22 protein-coding genes and 1 tRNA gene are annotated in these 16,385 nt (G+C 39.9%); 3 read left to right on the top strand and 20 right to left on the bottom strand.

From position 1 onward, the window contains the following. Window positions 1-9: 9 nt before the first annotated feature. From J3P37_RS20060 to J3P37_RS20155, 20 genes are all read right to left on the bottom strand, one after another. A complete protein-coding gene (locus tag J3P37_RS20060) occupies window positions 10-2,646 on the bottom strand; it encodes a DNA methyltransferase (protein WP_256013173.1) in 2,637 nt (878 codons plus the stop codon). A gap of 58 nt (window positions 2,647-2,704) precedes the next feature. Further along, the gene (locus tag J3P37_RS20065; RefSeq protein ID WP_256013174.1) at window positions 2,705-3,676 is read right to left on the bottom strand and encodes a phage Gp37/Gp68 family protein; all 972 of its coding nucleotides are present in this window, start codon (window positions 3,674-3,676) and stop codon (window positions 2,705-2,707) included. Between the two features lie 10 nt (window positions 3,677-3,686). Next, window positions 3,687-4,343, bottom strand: a complete 657-nt coding sequence (locus tag J3P37_RS20070; RefSeq protein ID WP_256013175.1) for a hypothetical protein — start codon at window positions 4,341-4,343, stop codon at window positions 3,687-3,689. A 1-nt stretch (window position 4,344) separates the two neighbouring features. Next, window positions 4,345-4,590: a hypothetical protein gene (locus tag J3P37_RS20075; protein WP_256013176.1), complete on the bottom strand. Its 246-nt coding sequence runs from the start codon at window positions 4,588-4,590 to the stop codon at window positions 4,345-4,347. Window positions 4,591-4,595: 5 nt separating this feature from the next. After that, window positions 4,596-4,946 (bottom strand): DUF7768 domain-containing protein, encoded by a 351-nt coding sequence (locus J3P37_RS20080; RefSeq protein WP_256013178.1) that lies wholly within the window; start codon window positions 4,944-4,946, stop codon window positions 4,596-4,598. 13 nt (window positions 4,947-4,959) lie between these two features. Beyond that, a complete protein-coding gene (locus J3P37_RS20085) occupies window positions 4,960-5,430 on the bottom strand; it encodes a hypothetical protein (protein WP_256013180.1) in 471 nt (156 codons plus the stop codon). 4 nt (window positions 5,431-5,434) lie between these two features. Beyond that, window positions 5,435-5,740, bottom strand: coding sequence for a hypothetical protein (locus tag J3P37_RS20090; protein WP_256013182.1), 306 nt, complete (start codon window positions 5,738-5,740; stop codon window positions 5,435-5,437). Between the two features lie 2 nt (window positions 5,741-5,742). Then, window positions 5,743-6,300, bottom strand: a complete 558-nt coding sequence (locus tag J3P37_RS20095; RefSeq protein WP_256013184.1) for a hypothetical protein — start codon at window positions 6,298-6,300, stop codon at window positions 5,743-5,745. A 3-nt stretch (window positions 6,301-6,303) separates the two neighbouring features. Further along, on the bottom strand, window positions 6,304-6,894 hold the full coding sequence (locus J3P37_RS20100; RefSeq protein WP_256013186.1) for a KTSC domain-containing protein: 591 nt from the start codon (window positions 6,892-6,894) through the stop codon (window positions 6,304-6,306). Between the two features lie 114 nt (window positions 6,895-7,008). Next, a tRNA-OTHER gene (locus J3P37_RS20105) sits at window positions 7,009-7,137 on the bottom strand. A gap of 153 nt (window positions 7,138-7,290) precedes the next feature. Further along, window positions 7,291-8,070 (bottom strand): hypothetical protein, encoded by a 780-nt coding sequence (locus J3P37_RS20110; RefSeq protein ID WP_256013188.1) that lies wholly within the window; start codon window positions 8,068-8,070, stop codon window positions 7,291-7,293. A 33-nt stretch (window positions 8,071-8,103) separates the two neighbouring features. After that, window positions 8,104-8,532 carry a hypothetical protein gene (locus J3P37_RS20115; protein WP_256013190.1) on the bottom strand — a complete coding sequence of 143 codons (429 nt, stop codon included), beginning with the start codon at window positions 8,530-8,532 and terminating at the stop codon, window positions 8,104-8,106. A gap of 17 nt (window positions 8,533-8,549) precedes the next feature. Beyond that, complete coding sequence (locus J3P37_RS20120; protein WP_256013192.1) at window positions 8,550-9,437, bottom strand: SPFH domain-containing protein; 888 nt, start codon at window positions 9,435-9,437, stop codon at window positions 8,550-8,552. A gap of 45 nt (window positions 9,438-9,482) precedes the next feature. Further along, a complete protein-coding gene (locus tag J3P37_RS20125; protein ID WP_256013194.1) occupies window positions 9,483-10,208 on the bottom strand; it encodes an MBL fold metallo-hydrolase in 726 nt (241 codons plus the stop codon). Window positions 10,209-10,210: 2 nt separating this feature from the next. Beyond that, window positions 10,211-11,071 (bottom strand): recombinase RecT, encoded by an 861-nt coding sequence (locus J3P37_RS20130; protein ID WP_256013195.1) that lies wholly within the window; start codon window positions 11,069-11,071, stop codon window positions 10,211-10,213. Window positions 11,072-11,079: 8 nt separating this feature from the next. Then, window positions 11,080-11,412: a hypothetical protein gene (locus J3P37_RS20135; protein WP_256013196.1), complete on the bottom strand. Its 333-nt coding sequence runs from the start codon at window positions 11,410-11,412 to the stop codon at window positions 11,080-11,082. Further along, window positions 11,412-13,418, bottom strand: coding sequence for a hypothetical protein (locus tag J3P37_RS20140; RefSeq protein ID WP_256013197.1), 2,007 nt, complete (start codon window positions 13,416-13,418; stop codon window positions 11,412-11,414). Before J3P37_RS20140 ends, J3P37_RS20135 begins: the two co-directional genes overlap by 1 nt. A gap of 201 nt (window positions 13,419-13,619) precedes the next feature. Then, a complete protein-coding gene (locus J3P37_RS20145) occupies window positions 13,620-14,024 on the bottom strand; it encodes a hypothetical protein (protein ID WP_256013198.1) in 405 nt (134 codons plus the stop codon). A gap of 165 nt (window positions 14,025-14,189) precedes the next feature. After that, on the bottom strand, window positions 14,190-14,342 hold the full coding sequence (locus tag J3P37_RS20150; RefSeq protein WP_256013199.1) for a hypothetical protein: 153 nt from the start codon (window positions 14,340-14,342) through the stop codon (window positions 14,190-14,192). Further along, window positions 14,332-14,574: a hypothetical protein gene (locus J3P37_RS20155; RefSeq protein WP_256013200.1), complete on the bottom strand. Its 243-nt coding sequence runs from the start codon at window positions 14,572-14,574 to the stop codon at window positions 14,332-14,334. Before J3P37_RS20155 ends, J3P37_RS20150 begins: the two co-directional genes overlap by 11 nt. A gap of 113 nt (window positions 14,575-14,687) precedes the next feature. On the opposite strand from J3P37_RS20155, the gene J3P37_RS20160 reads away from it, so the two are divergent. The 3 genes from J3P37_RS20160 to J3P37_RS20170 are packed head-to-tail and all read left to right on the top strand — an operon-like array spanning window position 14,688 to window position 16,061. Further along, window positions 14,688-15,518, top strand: coding sequence for an XRE family transcriptional regulator (locus J3P37_RS20160; protein WP_256013203.1), 831 nt, complete (start codon window positions 14,688-14,690; stop codon window positions 15,516-15,518). A gap of 3 nt (window positions 15,519-15,521) precedes the next feature. After that, window positions 15,522-15,674 (top strand): hypothetical protein, encoded by a 153-nt coding sequence (locus J3P37_RS20165; RefSeq protein ID WP_256013206.1) that lies wholly within the window; start codon window positions 15,522-15,524, stop codon window positions 15,672-15,674. Between the two features lie 9 nt (window positions 15,675-15,683). Then, a complete protein-coding gene (locus J3P37_RS20170; RefSeq protein ID WP_256013208.1) occupies window positions 15,684-16,061 on the top strand; it encodes a helix-turn-helix domain-containing protein in 378 nt (125 codons plus the stop codon). Window positions 16,062-16,385: the final 324 nt, after the last annotated feature.

The following is a 16,385-nucleotide window of genomic DNA, read 5'->3' on the forward strand; positions in this document are numbered from 1 at the left end:
GCCATAGGTTTAAATCAGGTCAAATAATGTTGGCACATTGATTTTATATTCTATTGATTTTAAATAGAATAATCCATCGTCATAGTAGTCAGGGTTTAGCTCAGCAGCTTCAGCTTTGCGATTCATCTCAAGAGCCTTATAAGCCGTTGAGAATAGTCCGCCAAAACAATCATCAACTATATCTCCCTCGTTGGTGAATCGATAAATCAATCGTTCAATGATATCCAACTGGAGCGGGCAGATATGCTTTTCTTTTTTCCGGTTCACTTGGTTCGCATTTAAGGTGTTCATCCGGTTTATATCGGTCCAAACAAGATCATTTGAGCTGATAGGCGGAACGGTCATGAACAACTTTGAAAGACGACCAGAAGCATCTAAATCATTACACACTCTTAAATGCTCTTGAAAGTTGTAAATGTGGCTTTTATCATACTCCTTCCACATGTTATAGACCGTTTTCATATCGAGTGTGGCCAGTTCCTCAAAAGTCAAAAATCGATTGCCGGAAGATTTCCAGTAAGCATGAGCATCAAGCTGCCAGAGACTGAGCAAATACTCATCTATCTTCTTTACCACAGGATCATCTGCATAGGCATTGTTTGATTCAGTTGGCGCCTTGCGAAATAGATATACATACTCCGGCAACCCTACTCCCATTTTAGTTGCATCTTTTCTCTGTTCGCCCCAGGTAAGCCGGTATGTTTGGTTGTTTTCACGAACCACATCGGTGGTGATCGTTATTTTGCCTACCAGGTGAAATCCATGTTTACGGAAATGATGCGATACATCTGCACTGAAATCTTCAATAGAAGTAAATGACGTGCCGTTCTGGTAACTGTACCGAATTCTGTCTTTTATGTGCACTGCAGCTATTCGGCCAGGCTTTAAGGTTCTGAGTAATTCAGGAGTTAGGAAATCCATCTGTTTGAAAAACTCCTGATTTCCATGGTTGTGACCGAAATCATTATAGTTATCGCTGTATTCGTAATGATCTCCGAATGGAATAGAGGTAAGAATCATTCCTGAATGATTATCTGGCATGTTCTGGTGAACGAGAACCGTATCATCATTGTAAACAGTGGCTCCACCAATAACAGCACTGCGAGGCTGTGAAAATATTTGTCGCTTCATATCTGCTTTAATTTTATCTGTATTTAGGCCGTATTCTCTCACCAGATTAATCATCTCGGTGTTTAGCACTACATGGTTAGCCCACTTATTTTTGAGCGTTTTAAGCACTTCCCTTTCGTTGTTGGTAAACAGCGCCCAAACATTGCACTCAAATTGTTGCTTGAATCGGAATATCCGGTGTATAGCCTGAATGAAATCATTGAACTTATAATCAATTCCTACGAAGATCATGTTATGGCATGCATGCTGAAAGTTGCATCCGGATCCTGCGATACGTGGCTTAGTGATCAGAATATCATATTTGCCCTCGCTGAAGTCAATTAAGTGCTTTTCTTTTTCGTCATTTGGTTGTGAGCCATAAACCGAAACATAGTTATATCCCTTAAACTTCTTTTCAAGCGCAGTTCGTTCTGATTCAAGATGATGCCAAAGAATAAACCTTTTGCCTGGATTAGCTCGCACTATTTTATAAGCCCTCTCAACCCTGATATCAATACTCTCGGATTTCTCACGGCTAACATCTACAAGACTTTTGGTTGTATCTTTAAACAGTACGATATCACCTTTCTTATTCTGGATAACATCATCTGTGTAGTTTGAAATCTCCACCTCGTAAAAGTTGAGCTTTGGCAGATTATAGCCGGTATCGTCAAACCCTAAATCGGACGGTTTATTAATAAAAACCGCCCATGTGCTTACCCATTTCCAGAATTCTTCCTTCTTATTTTCGTACAGCGTTAATTGTCCTGCTTTCTCGCTATTTCGTTGAAAGAAGCGAGTCAGCGCATGCCCCCGGTCAATTACTCCAAGGAAATCAGCATAATTCAAGATCTCGATGAAGTCGTTCGGAGTAGGTGTTGCCGTAGCTACAAATCTGAAACTAATGTTCTTGAAATATTGAAGGACATAATTTGTAGTCTCAGTCTTAAGGTTACGGAGAATAGACGCCTCATCGAAACTTACACCACCAAATTTTGAAGGATCTATATCGCCCTTGCGTACCCGCTCATAATTGGTAACATAGATCTTAAGCTCGTAGTTGATAGTAACATCCGACTGTCGATCTAATGCATTACGATAATTATCAACAGCTCTATCGTACTCCTCTGAATCAAGATAATCAGGATCGTTTTCTACTGCCCCAATGGTCAAATCCTCAGCATGCTGAACTTGAATTGAATCCGTATCCCGGATATATTCAATTTCATACCCTGAATTTAGAAACTGATTGTCCCGCTTAAACTCCCCCACTACTCCGAGCGGCATACAAATAAGAAACGGTTTCCCCGTTATTTGGATAACCTGTTTTGCAATTTCCAGCTGCATTATAGATTTACCTAACCCAAAGCTGGCAAATATCGCCCGTCGACCTCCTGATATACACCAAGGGACAATGGTCGCCTGATGTGGCAATAGAACCTCAGAAAGCGAATTAGGATAGATATCTACTCCGTAATTTTCCGCTACCACAATCTTGCTTTCCAAGAAGTCTGTGTATTTTGAATTTGTAACCATCTTTTGAATTTTACTTTATCACCATTTTGGAAAGTTAGTGAGCAAATTTTTTTGAAACTTATATATTATTTGATATATAAACAGGGAATTGCTTGTACTCAACACCATCAAGTAAAGAACCTGACACCTTTTTGCCTGTTCTGTAAAAGTTGACATCCTTTCCTTTCCCTTCAGCGAAAAATCGCTGATGCTTGAATACTTCAAATCCGGCAAACGTGTTTATGTTTTCGCCTTGCCATTGGCTCAACGGCAAGTATTCTCCCCACTGCTTGAAAAAGAAAGGAACTCCTGCAGTTTCACATTGATCCTTTATAGATCTAATCCAGTCGGGATGAACAGGCCGAGATTTCGGACCGCTTTCACCGCCTGCGATTACCCACTGAAACGGCTGTTCTGGTAGTTCTTTAATCCCAAGCCTTGGGTATTCTACTCTCATATGTTTAAGTTTCAGACTGGAAAGAAGCCATCCTGTAGCGCCAACTTGCAAAAGTTCGTGTAACAAGCTAAGGGGGCCCAATAATGGTTCGCAAGAAAGAAATCTGACTTTGGCCGGAACTCGGATCAAATGCGGTATTCTTTGTTCAGCAGCCTCTTGGTTTTCTACAGACGTCCCTATCCACACATTGTCAGGCCATTTTTCAATTAACCATTTACCGGGAACAGAGGATCTAATATTTTCGGGCCTCTTGGTGAGCAATTGCCAGATAAGGTATGGGGTTGACTCTATCAGCCTGAAAAGTCTGACTCGGAAATCAACGACGTCCGGATGGTTTTCAAAAACATCGGCCATGCTCGCGCAAAATACTTTTGCTGGTTTTCCTGCCTTTTCAGCGTCCTTGTTCCATTTAATCGGTTTTTGCCAGTACTCATCACTCATTGGCTTACGACTGCTATCTGGCCCCCAGTGCCCACCTTTCCAGCGATTATCTAATACTTCCGCGTAGCAGTTTTTACAGCCAGGCGAAACCTTCATGCATCCCCACCAAGGATTGAAGGTGTGATCGGTCCACTCTATTTTACTATTTTCCATTTTCTTGTTATTACCATCCTTGAGTCGGAAACTCAAGATATACCTGAACTTGATTCCTGATTTCGTTTGTAATGCTCTTTACTCTGTCTGTATTTCTACTTACCCTGCCAAACCAACGCCATTCGTTGCCGACAGCTTTATCGCCTGAATGAAAAGTATCACAGTCGAAGTAAATGAGAAGATTAGAAGGTGCATCTATTTCTGTCAGCTTTCCGTTCTTTATATGATCCTTGATTTCATCATGCCATACCTTATAGATGACATCATCATTTACAGGAAAAGACACCTCACATTCACCAATTGCAAATTTAGTTGGGCAAATCTGGCCATTGATCAATCCCAGAATATGCTCTGAATGATATTCCGGATTATTATAATTAGGCTGGCCCGAATCAGTTGATCTGGGGATGTCGTCGTGGTGATAACCGGGGATGCAAGGATACCATCCAGGCATGAGCATATGAACTCTACTATCGAACACGACTTCGCCATGCCTCCAATCATTAGGAAGATTGTCTATGAAGCTTTTAGTGATCATACCGCCTTTGCTGTAAGCGAAGTCAAGATCTGAGTTAAAGAACATCGGCTCGTTCTTAATTATGGACGGATCATTCATCCCCATGCCGAATAACCCCTTTGTAGTGATATACGAGTTAAACTTTTTCATGCTATTGCTCTCCTACTGGCCTTTCATAATGATAATCCTTAGCACTGAAATGCTTCCCCTCCATTGTTGCGATATGAGATTGTATCTCTTCGCCCAGGTACATGCCAACGTCCTGCTTGCAACGCTTGAGAAGCCGCAAAGACTCTTCCCGTTCAGCATCTAGCTCCTGAATATGTTTTTGCACACGGTCAATGGACAATATGCCATTATTGGATATACCCTTCAATAAATTAAAAATACTCTTCATGCTTGTTAAATATAAATTCTGTTAAATTCTACTTTCGTTTCCGGCGTCATTGGTACTACCGGTATACCGAGCTGCAAAGCCAGCTCAACTTCCGCTTTCATGCCAGCAGAAATACGGGGGCCGTATAGCCTTACCTCATCAATAAAGCCTTTGTGAAATAGGGCGAAGTTGTTTTTCATCCCTCTATTCCTTTGATCCGGATCCGAATCATCCAAATACAACACATCGGTGATGTACGGTGAATGTGGCACGGTCTCAGGTTCTGAGAAATTGATTTGCTTAGCAATCTGAAGGATCGCCTCAATGTTTGCAAAGATATTACCCCCTACAGGGTGAGCGATATATGCTACTTTCATGTTTTTTGGTTAATTAGTCACCATTTAATAAACCTTCAAGGTCACTGATAAACTCTGATGCCATAACTCTTAAGCTTGATATTCTTGTTCTATCTTTTGAGAAATCAGAATACTTTCTTTTCAGGATCTGTATTTTCTTGTGGACTCTTTCTGAATAGTCCTGATCTTCTGGTGATTTATGATTTTTCAGATGGAATTCTACTTCCAGTTTAAGCTTGTTTTTAAACGTCAATTCCTCATTAATTTCCCTTATTTGTATTTCGATATCATGTAAGGCATTCTTCAATTTGGATCGGTCGCTCTTCACTTTGTTGAAGCCTTCACTTTTAAACTCGACGGACTTATACAATTCACTTAATTCGCCTAAGGACGTTTGCAAGCTAATTTTTCTATCTATCAGCTTTTGCTTTTTTGATTTAAGTTCTAAAATCAGTTCTTCAATAGTGAACAGATCTTTTTTAGTCGGATTAAATTCACCTTCCATATATCTATAAATTCCCCCTTTCAATAATTTCACCTAAAAAAATACGGACATCGCCAACATCAACAGGAACAATCAAACCATTCGAAAATTTAAGATTCTCCTTTTCTTTCGCCGCTGAATACCCATAGTATTTGGCAATAAAATAAGGCTTATCAGCCCCGTATCCGTTAATGAATTTGACATCATCATACTTTTTGCCAACTAGACGGCTAAGAATCCAGTCGGATGAATTGCGTATCTCAACTGGCTTTTCTCCGGTAACCATTACCTCGAATGGCTTTTTCGATAAAGTGAGTAGAAGCGTCGCCATATTTAGATTGATCCTGACAAATTTATCTTGTTGACTACCGATTTGTTTTTCTCGTGTATGGCATTCTGGATGTTCGGATTCTGCTTAATCCAGATATCGATGATCAAGCCGCTTTCCCTACTTTCATATATCACCAGGGCTTTGTCTTTTTTAGCATATTTCATATATGACTGCATCTGCCAGTAAACCTTTTTAGGCAACTTTCCATCTTTCGGAAGCCACTCATCAAGCAGAACACTTTTGCAATCGCCAGGGTAATCGTCAAAAGTGAAATCAGGATGCCCTTTAACCAAACCATCAAATGCGCTCAATTCAATATCAACCTTTACCCGGGGGCCATATACTGCCTGAATTCGATTCAGCAGATCCTTTTCCATTTGGTAACCTTTGTAGCATTTTAGCCTTTCCTTTTTGCCAGCCACAAAACCGTTAATATAATTGCTGTAAATTTCATCAGCATTAAGATGAGAATTTGAAAGAGAAACATAATTTCGCCTGTTTTCAAATGAACTATTTTGAACAGTATAATCTATTAGTGATTGTGCAATTGAATATTCCATACCTTATACCAATTGTTTTATGGTGTTATAAGCAGCCTTCACTTCGTCGATATTCTCTTCAAAATACTTATCAAACGAACCTTCGCCTCCGAATATCTCATCAAGCCGGTCTGAAATTTGACCAAAAAGATTTAACCAAGAGTCGCCCTCAATTTCATTGGGACTATATAGCGCTATTAAGTGAGCAGAACTACCATACTGCAGAATCATAGCGCAATATGCAGTTAGTTTATTTTTGGCTGTTACTTGGTATTTTGAAGACATAGCACCGTACTCAAACTTTTGCATCACATCCTCTTCTTTTACCTCAGTGACCATCTTGAAATCTATCTTCAGGCTGATGAACTTGCCAGTGATGTTGGCATTTAAGAATTTGCCAATGGACTCTGCTTCAACTGCTTTGTTTAATATATCTTCAGGGACTTCAGTATATATATACGACTTCCCGTTCTTGAACTGCACAAATAGCTTTTTGTGCTCAGGTTGAATACCGAAATAATCAACGTTTGATGATTTACGGCTCAGGATTCTAAAATCTGCAATCCGATCATCGATGGAAAGCTTTACGTTGTTAAGGAAAAATGATTTGCTCATGGTTTCTCTGATTTGTTTTTTTCACAAAGCCAGCATGGGAACAGTGACCCATGCAGCAGTGCTCATCTATTCAATTAATTATCTTGGTGAAAAGAACACACTGTTATTAAACCGCGGCAATGGCAGGGATCGAACCTGCAAGCAGTATTGCCCTTGTGGTTACAGCCCTCATATCTTAGGACATATCGATTCGGCTTGTCAGTAAAGAACTACCCACGCGTCTACCAATTCCGCCACATTGCCTTTTTTGTTAAAAATATTCCGGGAGTGCTAGGCCCGGAATGCTATACTGAATAAATCACCCCTGATAATCAGCAAAAAGAACGCATTTGCACGTTTATAAAAACTCTTTAAGTGTGTGGTGTAAAGGCGGCTGTTAACCAACCGCCTTTTGTTCTATTTTTCGATGATCACCAGGTCTGGAACTAATGACCTTACCTTACTCAGCTCGGCGTCTATCGCAGTATCTCTCAGAGATTCTGTAATATCATTCGCAGATGGTGATATCAAGGTACAAGTCAAGTCGTCGGAGTTGAAGTAAACTTCGACTTCAAATAGTTCCACTGGTTGACCTTTGAAGATTGGAAGTTTAAGATTGAATTTCTCAGGAACATTCGTTTTTGCAACCTGATCAACCAAGACCCTTTTGTTTCCGCGGTTATTGTCCGATAACTCGACAGCTTTATCAACTTTGGCTGTGAAGTTTTTAAGAGCTGTTACCAGATCCCCGGCAACCTGGTGACTTTCAAAGAAGGTTCGATTCATCTTAATTAAGTCGGCCATTTGAAACGGAGTTAGGTACTTTCCGGAATTAACTCCGAATTTTAAGAAGGTAGGATGCAGCTCAAGTGATCCTGATATCTTAGTGCCATAGTGATTCTGCTCGCCGATAACAAGATCGATACGCAACTTGTCACGGTCAACCAATAAGTGGGAATGCTCAACGGGAACCAAACCTTTTTGCTCGTGCTTAATTGCGACATTTACGCTATCATAGCGTTTTAATAGCCAGTTGTAAGGGCTGTCAAGAACTCCGGCAATCACCACAATTTTAGGCTCTTTAACCTCGGAAGCATCGCCGGTTCTCCATATAATCTCTCTGGCTTCCCCAGCAAGAACAGTTTCAACAATTGCCTCTACGGCTTTTCCTTTTACGTTATCTGTGTTTTCAGACATTTTATAATATTTAAAAGTGAATGAGATATTTAATTAATCGTTGGTGCCTTCCCGCAAGGGGAACATCTTTTGCTGCATCTCCTCCGGCAGTATTGGGCGGCTTTCCACCAACTCGCCCCTGTGATTATAAAACCCAACCTTGCGATTTTCATGATCAATCATTTTGTAAAGCGGCTCTTTAACATGAACTGCTTTCATCTTGATGTTTCGAAGTAGAGACACGACTTCTTTTTTCAGAGGCTTCAGCTTGTCGGTAAACTTTTTAGTCTCTTTGGCTTTTTCCTCCTCTATATCATTAATGTCGATACTGAGGGTAGATAAAGCGTCTTTCATTGCTCTGATTTCTTCTGGCGTGAATTTCTTCATGTACCATTGTTCCTCTACATTATCGCAATTGTCATGTAGATACTGAGCCCTTTGCGCTTCCGGCAAATGGTCAGCGATTTGATTTTCAAGCTTCATATTCTATTAAGTGAAAACTATTCTTGTTTCTCGACAGGTACTGTCTTATTCTCAACTGTTATCTGAGTGGCGCCAGCTCTGGCAGATATTACCGACTTGCCAACATCATCAAGCTTTTTTGTTTGATAGATCTTCATAGCTGTTGCAACGTCAATGGCCTGTCTCGTTTGATTGTCCAGATCGAATGTCAGCGTGATAAAATTTAACTTGACGCCCAGTTGCTCCAGCATCTTATTTGACTGGTTAAGTATTTCATTTTCCAGATCTGCCTGATCTGCTTCGACAATGTCTTCTTTGATTAAAAGACCTTTTACAACCTCTCGTATCCGTTTATCAATCACAGAATTTTCGGCCGTTTCAAAAGCTGCAGGATCCAGAGCTTCACTATCATCAACATTTGCATTTGCCCTACCTAAGTATTTTGCCTGCCTAATGAATGCCAATGGATCAGTGATAGAATAATCATAGTCAATGTGAATGTTAGCTCTAACTTTATCTTTAAAGTTGGAAACAAAGCGACTATCTCCCTGCATTGGGAAATTAGGAATCACTACTTTCATAAAGCACCTGTTCCCAGTAGCGACAGGAACGGCGTCGCCAATATTAATTTTACTCCATGTCATTCCACAATCAGTAGATATAACTACTTGTTGGTTAGATTTGGCGTAATTGCAGGCCTGCAACAATAGCACCGATATAATTATCAAAGAGCTCTTCCAAATTGATCTTATCGAGGAATATCCAAAAAAGAAAAGAGCGAAAACCCCAACAAATAATAATCCAATGGTGGTAAATGAAGCATGCCTGAACCAGTTACCGACTGCCATATTAAATACGCCGAAACATGTTGAAATTAGAACTAAGGCAATCAATGCCGTGGCTGTGATTTTTAAAAATTTGTCCATTTAGTTTTGATGTTAAAAAAGTGATTAAATGATTGTTTATATGCTTTAAAAAGGTGTTTTTAAAAATGGTATAACTTGATTTTTGTAGGCAACTGTTATGTTGCAGCAGCTGAGCTCTTGTATTTGATCACTGAATAGCCGTTCGTCACTATTGCTATCGGAAAGGTGAATCAGTACTATATTATTAACCTGGCTAAGATCATTTGCCCGAAGAAAGCCCTTACAGGTTTCAAGGCTCATGTGGGAGTTGATTACCCTGGTTTTTAACCATTCGCCGTATCCCCCGCTGTTCAGGATCTCTTCTGAATAATTCGCTTCGATTATAATATTGTTCAATCCATCGAAAGTGTACTTGCAATACTTCGTGTCAGTCAAAAAAAGAACCTTTCCGGTTTCTTCATGATTGATCAGGAAGCCAAACGGCTCGTTAGTGTCATGCATGATATTGAAAGGCGTAACCTCAAACGAGCCGACCCTAAATACCTTGTTTGCCGGAACTGGTTTGAACCTATGTGACTTGCATTCAAATCCGCTGATAGTACCTGCAGAAGCATAAACATTTATCCCAGCAGCTGCGATGTGTTCTACAGCCTTCGCATGATCGCCATGCTCATGAGATACAATGCAGCCTACAACCTTGCTGATATTGAAGTTTAGTGTCTGCTTAACAAGGGGGAACTTTACGCCCCCCTCAATTATTAAAGCTTCCTTGTTGTTTTCAAGGATGTAGCAGTTGCCGGCTGAATTGCTATTGATGATCTTTAAAACCATAATTAATATCCAGGTCCGTCGTCTTGTGGATTATTAAAACCTTGGTTTGGCTGCATACCTGCATTAGGATCCGGAGCTTGCTGTTTGTCATCAACAATCACAGCATCCTCAAAACGCTGGCTATTCGCGTTTTCTCTAATTTCATCCTTCACTGCTTCATTTGGGTTCACATAGTCTGAGTCACCGCTGATAGCTTCAGCCATTTCAACGGACATATATCCCCAGTGCACCAAAAGATTTCTAAGGACGGTTTTGATGGCCATCTTGTCGAACTCATCCCGCCAGATCTTATTGTTCCCTCTATATGAAGGACTGTACTTCTTTGCCCAGGCATGTACCTGATCAACCGTCATGTACAGAGTTTTTTTCAGGCCATACTTTAACTCGAAGTGAGCAAAGAAACCGATAACAGTATCCGACTTTGCTTCACCCTCGAGGTCGAACTCCCCCGTAAGCTTCTTTTTGCCCCGGTATTCTCCTTCATAAACGACATCTGCATTAATTATCGAATACTGCCCGGTCCTATAAGCAAGCTGGATATATCCCTTATATCCGATTTGCATTGTAGGAACGCCTTTGTAGGCAACGATATAAGCAAAGCCGAGGCTTTTATTAACGGGAAGTTTTAAGGAGGCTGCTTTCAAGGCCTCAAATACAACTGAATTAGGATTGCACTCCTGCAATGTTGTCTCGCTGTTATACAGGTCAATTATAGATGCCACAAAGGCCCCTGCATTTTCCTTTAGAACGTTGTTGAATTGCTCCATTACTGACGGAGCGGCCATGATACCTTTTAACTGAGTGATCCTGGCTTTTGCTAATGCTTTCGGATCGGGCTGTTGTTGAGTGGTTGTTGTTGACATAGTTGCTATTATAAATTCTTGAAATATTCTTTAGTTGTTTGGCTGTACTCTGGAATGAGTTTTTGAACTGGCTCTGCTCTGTTAATGATCTCCTGCGCATCCCGGTATATCTCATACATAAGGTCGCTTGATTTATATGCTTCAACAAAGAGCTTAAGTAATGAAAGCATTTCCGGTGCAAGTGAGATAATATTGAGAGCCTTTAGATCAACGGTTTCGCACACCAATTGCCCGCCATAATATGCATAGTCAGAGAAACGGCCAACGAAGGCTCCCTGCATATTTCTTGTAGGGGCGACAACTATACAGTTGCCGTTCCCTATTTTCCACCTCTTTTCCATTACGCTACCATTTCAGATTCTTCCTGTTCAATCCTTAACTTCTTATCAGACTCCGAAACATGAAGTTTAATCAATTGGGATTTAGAAGGAAGATAAGATGTGGTACTTTCAGCGGCATCGATGAAAATCGGCACATGTACCCCATAGTGATCAGAAAGGGTATTAATAATATCCAGACCACCGTTAACCCTTGCAGCGGTATTAGCACTGTTCCATGGAACAAATCCGGTTTTCTCTCTATTAGGTAAAAGAGCATCACAAACCTGAACCTCTGCACCATTTACCTGACGGTCAAACAAACGGAACCTTACGAACTTGAACATCTTATTTACGCGACCTTCGACAATGTCCATCTTAACATTGCTGAACTTTTCAAGAAGGAATTCTGTACGCTCGTAGGCTGCGATCTCATGAGATAGCTTTCTTTCTTCAGCTTCCAGCTCCTCTATACGCTTCTTATTGCTTTCAATGACCTCGTTAACTTTTAGCTTACCTTTATATATGTCAAGTTCGGAAACAAGAGTTGCTCTTTTTTGCTTAAGATCACTCAAGTCAATTGCAGGGTTTTCGGGCAACTGAGATTCAATGTCCTTGATCTCGTTTTTAATACGGATACATTCAGGATTTTCATTGATTACGGATTGAATATCTTTCTTTGTAGCAGAGTTCACCTCATTCCATGCCTGTAGATCGATTTTTGCACTATCCATCTGCTTGTTCAAAGCTCCAATCGCAGATGTAAGAGTTTCCTGAAGCGTTTTAGCCTCTTCGAATTCAGCTACAAGCTGCTTCCCGGTAGCGACGTTTTCTGAAAGCTTTCTTTGCTTTTCAGTGTTGAAATTATTGGTCATCTCCAGCTTTTTTGCTTCAACATCTTCAGGCTCTATGTGTCTTTTACAGGTAGGACATGTAAATTCATGATCATCGAATTTAACTGTTGAGGCGTTTATTTCCCTCCAAATCGCTCTACCATTTTCAATACGATCATGCAGAGAAGCGATCCTTTCTTTGGTAGAGGATAGCAGCGTAGATTTCGACCTTAAGTCGCGCTCAATATTCTCAATGGTATTAAGAATGTTGGAGCCAGTCAAACGGTTTGCATTCTCATTGCTCTGATTTTCAGATTTGATGAGAAACTCTATTTCTGACAACTTTGATTTTAGGCCGTGAATCTTATTTTGCTGGTCCTGAATTGATTTGAAGCTATTCTGATAAGCAGTTGATAAGTTTGACATCTCGGTATCAACCTCGACTATTCTGGCCTCCACAGCAGTAATAAGCTTGTTTGTTTCCTCCAAGTCGATTGCTTCCGGCATATTACGGCTAACCTCATCTATACGAGTTGGAATCTTTTCCTTTTGTTCATTTAGCTTCCTACGCTGAGATGCAATTTGAAGCTTATATTCATCAGCTGACTTTCCAGCATTTATGATGGCCATTAGCTCTGATATATCATGGGCGTTGTTATTATCGGTGATAGAATCCCAGATAGAACGATCATCTACCTTTCCAGCTATATCCAGCAGAATTCTCCGCCGATCATCAGGCTTTTGCGAATTAAAATAATTGATATTTGTCAGCAGCCGAAAGAGCTTTTCATTTAATAAGGCGCCTACTTTACTGGTGTAATCACTTTTTTTAAGAGGCACATCATTCCAAAAGAACTCATCTTCATGTCCGGTCATTTGAGGATATTCTTCGCCTCGCTTCTTGCTCCATTTTTCTCTATGGACACGCTTTAGGTTGATAACATCGCCGGGGACCTCTAGCGTAGCTGTAACTTCATGGTCTAGCTTGTTTTTTGACCTGTCAACAGTATTCTTAATATCAAAGTCAGTTCGATCATAAGAATCTTTGCCGAATAATAGCCAGGTAAAGGCATTAAAAAGGCGAGTTTTGCCGACACCGTTGTCAGCGAATACCTTTGTGAGTTGGGAGAAATCAACAGTTAGTTTGTCTACTCCCATAAAGTTGATAAGTGTCAGTTTTTTTAGGGTGATTTTCATGATTTATATGTTTAAAATTTAATGATTCGAAATTTCATTTACCCGCCCATCTGGAAAGGTTGAGGACTTAATTCTGATGGGACCTATATTCGATTTAGTATATATTTTGGAAGGCCAAATATTTACAATCACTACAATGAGTATTAATAAGCCTACTCCTGCCAGAATTAAAGTTGGATCTACTGGTATCATCATCGGCGATTAAAAGGTAACTCCCATTTCCTTAAGCTTTGACAATAGACCCATTCTCCGTTGCTTCTTTATAGCAATCAAGGTGCCCATAACCATAAGCATCTCTGTTTCCTCAAGACCAAAACTCAGATCAGAAGCATTTTTGTTCTGGATGTTTTCCTCTCCCCAACGCGGAACCTCAGGCGAAAATAAAAGGCCCGGGAAGAATAGATGTTGGCGTTCACCACTTCTGGACTGCTTAGCGTGATTTTTTGGCTTAGATTCAGGTTCTACATCAAACTCTAAGGTAATTGAAGACGTAAAGGCGCCATTAGCTATTTTTATAGCTTTCTTTTCAATTTGAATAATTTCCGCGTCCAAGGTTGTAAGTTTTTCTAAGATAGATTTAGCTTCTGAGATGGTTTTCAGTTTCATGCTCTTTTTCTTGTTAAGGTTTTTATTATTGATGTTTGAATTTTCGGATTCTGACTTTCGAACTTCCTGTTATGCTTTGCTATAAACTCAGCTTTAAAGGCATCGATAAGCATCTGCTCTGTTACTTTACCGGCGCGATTTTCTTCGCCATGCTTATGAGATATTCTAAGCACTTTTTTTCCTTTCTTTTTTTAATGTTTCCAATTGAAGTTTTAGCAGGGCGTTTTCAGCCTCAAGCTTATTAGCTCTTTCCTCTGCTTTTAACCACCACTCTGTCACCAGTTCAGAGTGAAGTCTGAAGTCTCTTTTAGTTGGCATTAAGGTCAGGTTTTTGCCCGGTTACAAATTCAATTAATTCAAGGAGTGCGTTAATGATCTCTTTATTATATAAAGGACGTCTGGACAATATCTCATCACGAACGTTTCTTCGGGGAATACTTAGCTTAGTAGCAACCGTTGCATAGCCGCCATGTGGTAAGTTTTCGATGATAAAGTTCACAACTTTGTCATCAACTTCTAAATCTCTTTCGGTAACTATTGTATTATTCATTCCTGTTACGTTATATTTGCGCTGTGCGTTTGTACAGAACAAATGTAATGAACAATTTGAAAATGTCAATGACTTTGTGAAAAAAGTTATCAACATTTCTAATCATATTTACAATGCATCAAGGAGAATTCATCAAAAGACTATTAAAGGAGCGGCAAATTACTCAAGATAAGCTGGCTGAAGATATTAACATTTCACGGGGGCACATCGTCGCCAGACTAAAAGAGCCCGAGCTAATCAACGATAAAGCCGATACAAGAAAAAAGATCCTGAAATATCTTAACTTAACCGATAATGATCTCCCAACTGTTTCAGCTGAAGAGAAAGCTGAATTTATTCTCAAGCAACACAATATTGATATACATAAACTCCAGGTAACAAATGAATTTAAAGTTACTCCCAGGAGGTCCGGATCAAATGCAACACTGATAGGAGATCTTAACGAGGAGGAGTTTGGAGAAGATACTAAGTTCAAAAACGTTGGCAATGGCTGGTTCTCCATGAAAGTTGAGCTAGTAACGGAAAAAGCTAAGGCTGGATTTCTTCGCGGTTTTGCGGATACTGAGTTTCATGAAGAACTCCCCTTCACGGAGGTATTAGTAGATTTTTATCATGCCGGTAAATACTTGGCTTTTGAATCCAAGGGGGACAGTATGGATAATGGGGATATAAATGAAGCGATTCCTGATAAGACTATAATAATAGGTAGAGAACTTGAACAACACAAATGGAAGCCTAGATTATATGATCATAAGTGGCCGAACTGGATTTTTATCCATCGTACCGAGGGAATTCTCGTTAAGCAAATAAAAGAACAGAATTTAGAAGAAGGATGGATTTTGCACACCTCTTTAAATCCGAATAAGAATTTGTACCCAGATGAAAAGATATATCTGAAGGACATTTATAAAATATACAATGTTGTAAAACGGATCCTGAGATAAATAATGAAACCTGAAGAATCAGACTTCGGCAAATCCGGAAAAACAACGATAAAAACTAAAATTGAATTTGAAATAACCGAGGTAGATCTTCTGAAAGATTTAGTTGAAAAAACCGAGGGCAATAATATAAAAGTTGATAATCCACCTGAAAATTAATCCTATGTCATGAAACCAAAAACTTACGGCGAAAAGCTCCAAGCCTTTCGAAAACACAAAAAGCTATCTCAAGAGGAAGTTGCTGATAAAGTCGGTAAAAAACACACAACGATTAGCAAATATGAAAGAGGTGCAGCTGAACCTCCACTGGACGTCATTAAGGCATATAACAAGGTATTGGGCATGAACCTGGAATGGTATCTTAACGATGATGCTGAGGTAGGAATGGACGACAAACAGAAGAGACCAAGCATTTCTACAGATATAAGCTCCCTGAAAGCTGATTATAAGATTCTACAAACCAAGTTTGAGAAGCTTGAGGCTACCGTAAAGGTACTTTTGGGCAAATTTGAAAAACTAAAAACCGGACAAAATCCGGTCAAATAAGTATAAAAAAACGCTAAAAATGGGTGCTATTAAAAAACTCAATGACCAGGAAATCAACGAACTAACAAAAAGACTCTTTGGTGGCCGGGGGTTCGAATCCCTCACTCTCCGCCGAATGCAAAAAGCACTGATTTCTCAGTGCTTTTTTTGTATATTGAGCCTGCAGAATAATTTTGGATCACTTCCAAAATCTAATCTTTAGTCCTTCGCGCGCTTAACCCAGGCTACAGACAAAGTGTCACTTCCTAAAAAAGCTATACACAAAAACAGTGTATGGAACAGAAAGAAACGTTTGTAAATCGAGAGAACAAAGGTCAGCCGTTT

Source organism: Desertivirga xinjiangensis, from assembly GCF_024436435.1.
In the GTDB taxonomy this organism is placed as follows: Bacteria; Bacteroidota; Bacteroidia; order Sphingobacteriales; family Sphingobacteriaceae; genus Desertivirga; species Desertivirga xinjiangensis.

Excerpts from the sequence above, each read along its gene's own strand:
- J3P37_RS20150 (WP_256013199.1), bottom strand. The coding sequence starts at position 14,342 with ATGCCAACTAAAAGAGACTTCAGACTTCACTCTGAACTGGTGACAGAG.
- J3P37_RS20070 (WP_256013175.1), bottom strand. The coding sequence starts at position 4,343 with ATGAAAAAGTTTAACTCGTATATCACTACAAAGGGGTTATTCGGCATG.
- J3P37_RS20160 (WP_256013203.1), top strand. The coding sequence starts at position 14,688 with ATGCATCAAGGAGAATTCATCAAAAGACTATTAAAGGAGCGGCAAATT.
- J3P37_RS20125 (WP_256013194.1), bottom strand. The coding sequence starts at position 10,208 with ATGGTTTTAAAGATCATCAATAGCAATTCAGCCGGCAACTGCTACATC.
- J3P37_RS20110 (WP_256013188.1), bottom strand. The coding sequence starts at position 8,070 with ATGTCTGAAAACACAGATAACGTAAAAGGAAAAGCCGTAGAGGCAATT.
- J3P37_RS20170 (WP_256013208.1), top strand. The coding sequence starts at position 15,684 with ATGAAACCAAAAACTTACGGCGAAAAGCTCCAAGCCTTTCGAAAACAC.
- J3P37_RS20075 (WP_256013176.1), bottom strand. The coding sequence starts at position 4,590 with ATGAAGAGTATTTTTAATTTATTGAAGGGTATATCCAATAATGGCATA.
- J3P37_RS20090 (WP_256013182.1), bottom strand. The coding sequence starts at position 5,740 with ATGGCGACGCTTCTACTCACTTTATCGAAAAAGCCATTCGAGGTAATG.
- J3P37_RS20145 (WP_256013198.1), bottom strand. The coding sequence starts at position 14,024 with ATGAAACTGAAAACCATCTCAGAAGCTAAATCTATCTTAGAAAAACTT.
- J3P37_RS20085 (WP_256013180.1), bottom strand. The coding sequence starts at position 5,430 with ATGGAAGGTGAATTTAATCCGACTAAAAAAGATCTGTTCACTATTGAA.
- J3P37_RS20100 (WP_256013186.1), bottom strand. The coding sequence starts at position 6,894 with ATGAGCAAATCATTTTTCCTTAACAACGTAAAGCTTTCCATCGATGAT.
- J3P37_RS20120 (WP_256013192.1), bottom strand. The coding sequence starts at position 9,437 with ATGGACAAATTTTTAAAAATCACAGCCACGGCATTGATTGCCTTAGTT.
- J3P37_RS20060 (WP_256013173.1), bottom strand. The coding sequence starts at position 2,646 with ATGGTTACAAATTCAAAATACACAGACTTCTTGGAAAGCAAGATTGTG.
- J3P37_RS20065 (WP_256013174.1), bottom strand. The coding sequence starts at position 3,676 with ATGGAAAATAGTAAAATAGAGTGGACCGATCACACCTTCAATCCTTGG.
- J3P37_RS20135 (WP_256013196.1), bottom strand. The coding sequence starts at position 11,412 with ATGGAAAAGAGGTGGAAAATAGGGAACGGCAACTGTATAGTTGTCGCC.
- J3P37_RS20130 (WP_256013195.1), bottom strand. The coding sequence starts at position 11,071 with ATGTCAACAACAACCACTCAACAACAGCCCGATCCGAAAGCATTAGCA.
- J3P37_RS20155 (WP_256013200.1), bottom strand. The coding sequence starts at position 14,574 with ATGAATAATACAATAGTTACCGAAAGAGATTTAGAAGTTGATGACAAA.
- J3P37_RS20140 (WP_256013197.1), bottom strand. The coding sequence starts at position 13,418 with ATGAAAATCACCCTAAAAAAACTGACACTTATCAACTTTATGGGAGTA.
- J3P37_RS20165 (WP_256013206.1), top strand. The coding sequence starts at position 15,522 with ATGAAACCTGAAGAATCAGACTTCGGCAAATCCGGAAAAACAACGATA.
- J3P37_RS20095 (WP_256013184.1), bottom strand. The coding sequence starts at position 6,300 with ATGGAATATTCAATTGCACAATCACTAATAGATTATACTGTTCAAAAT.
- J3P37_RS20115 (WP_256013190.1), bottom strand. The coding sequence starts at position 8,532 with ATGAAGCTTGAAAATCAAATCGCTGACCATTTGCCGGAAGCGCAAAGG.
- J3P37_RS20080 (WP_256013178.1), bottom strand. The coding sequence starts at position 4,946 with ATGAAAGTAGCATATATCGCTCACCCTGTAGGGGGTAATATCTTTGCA.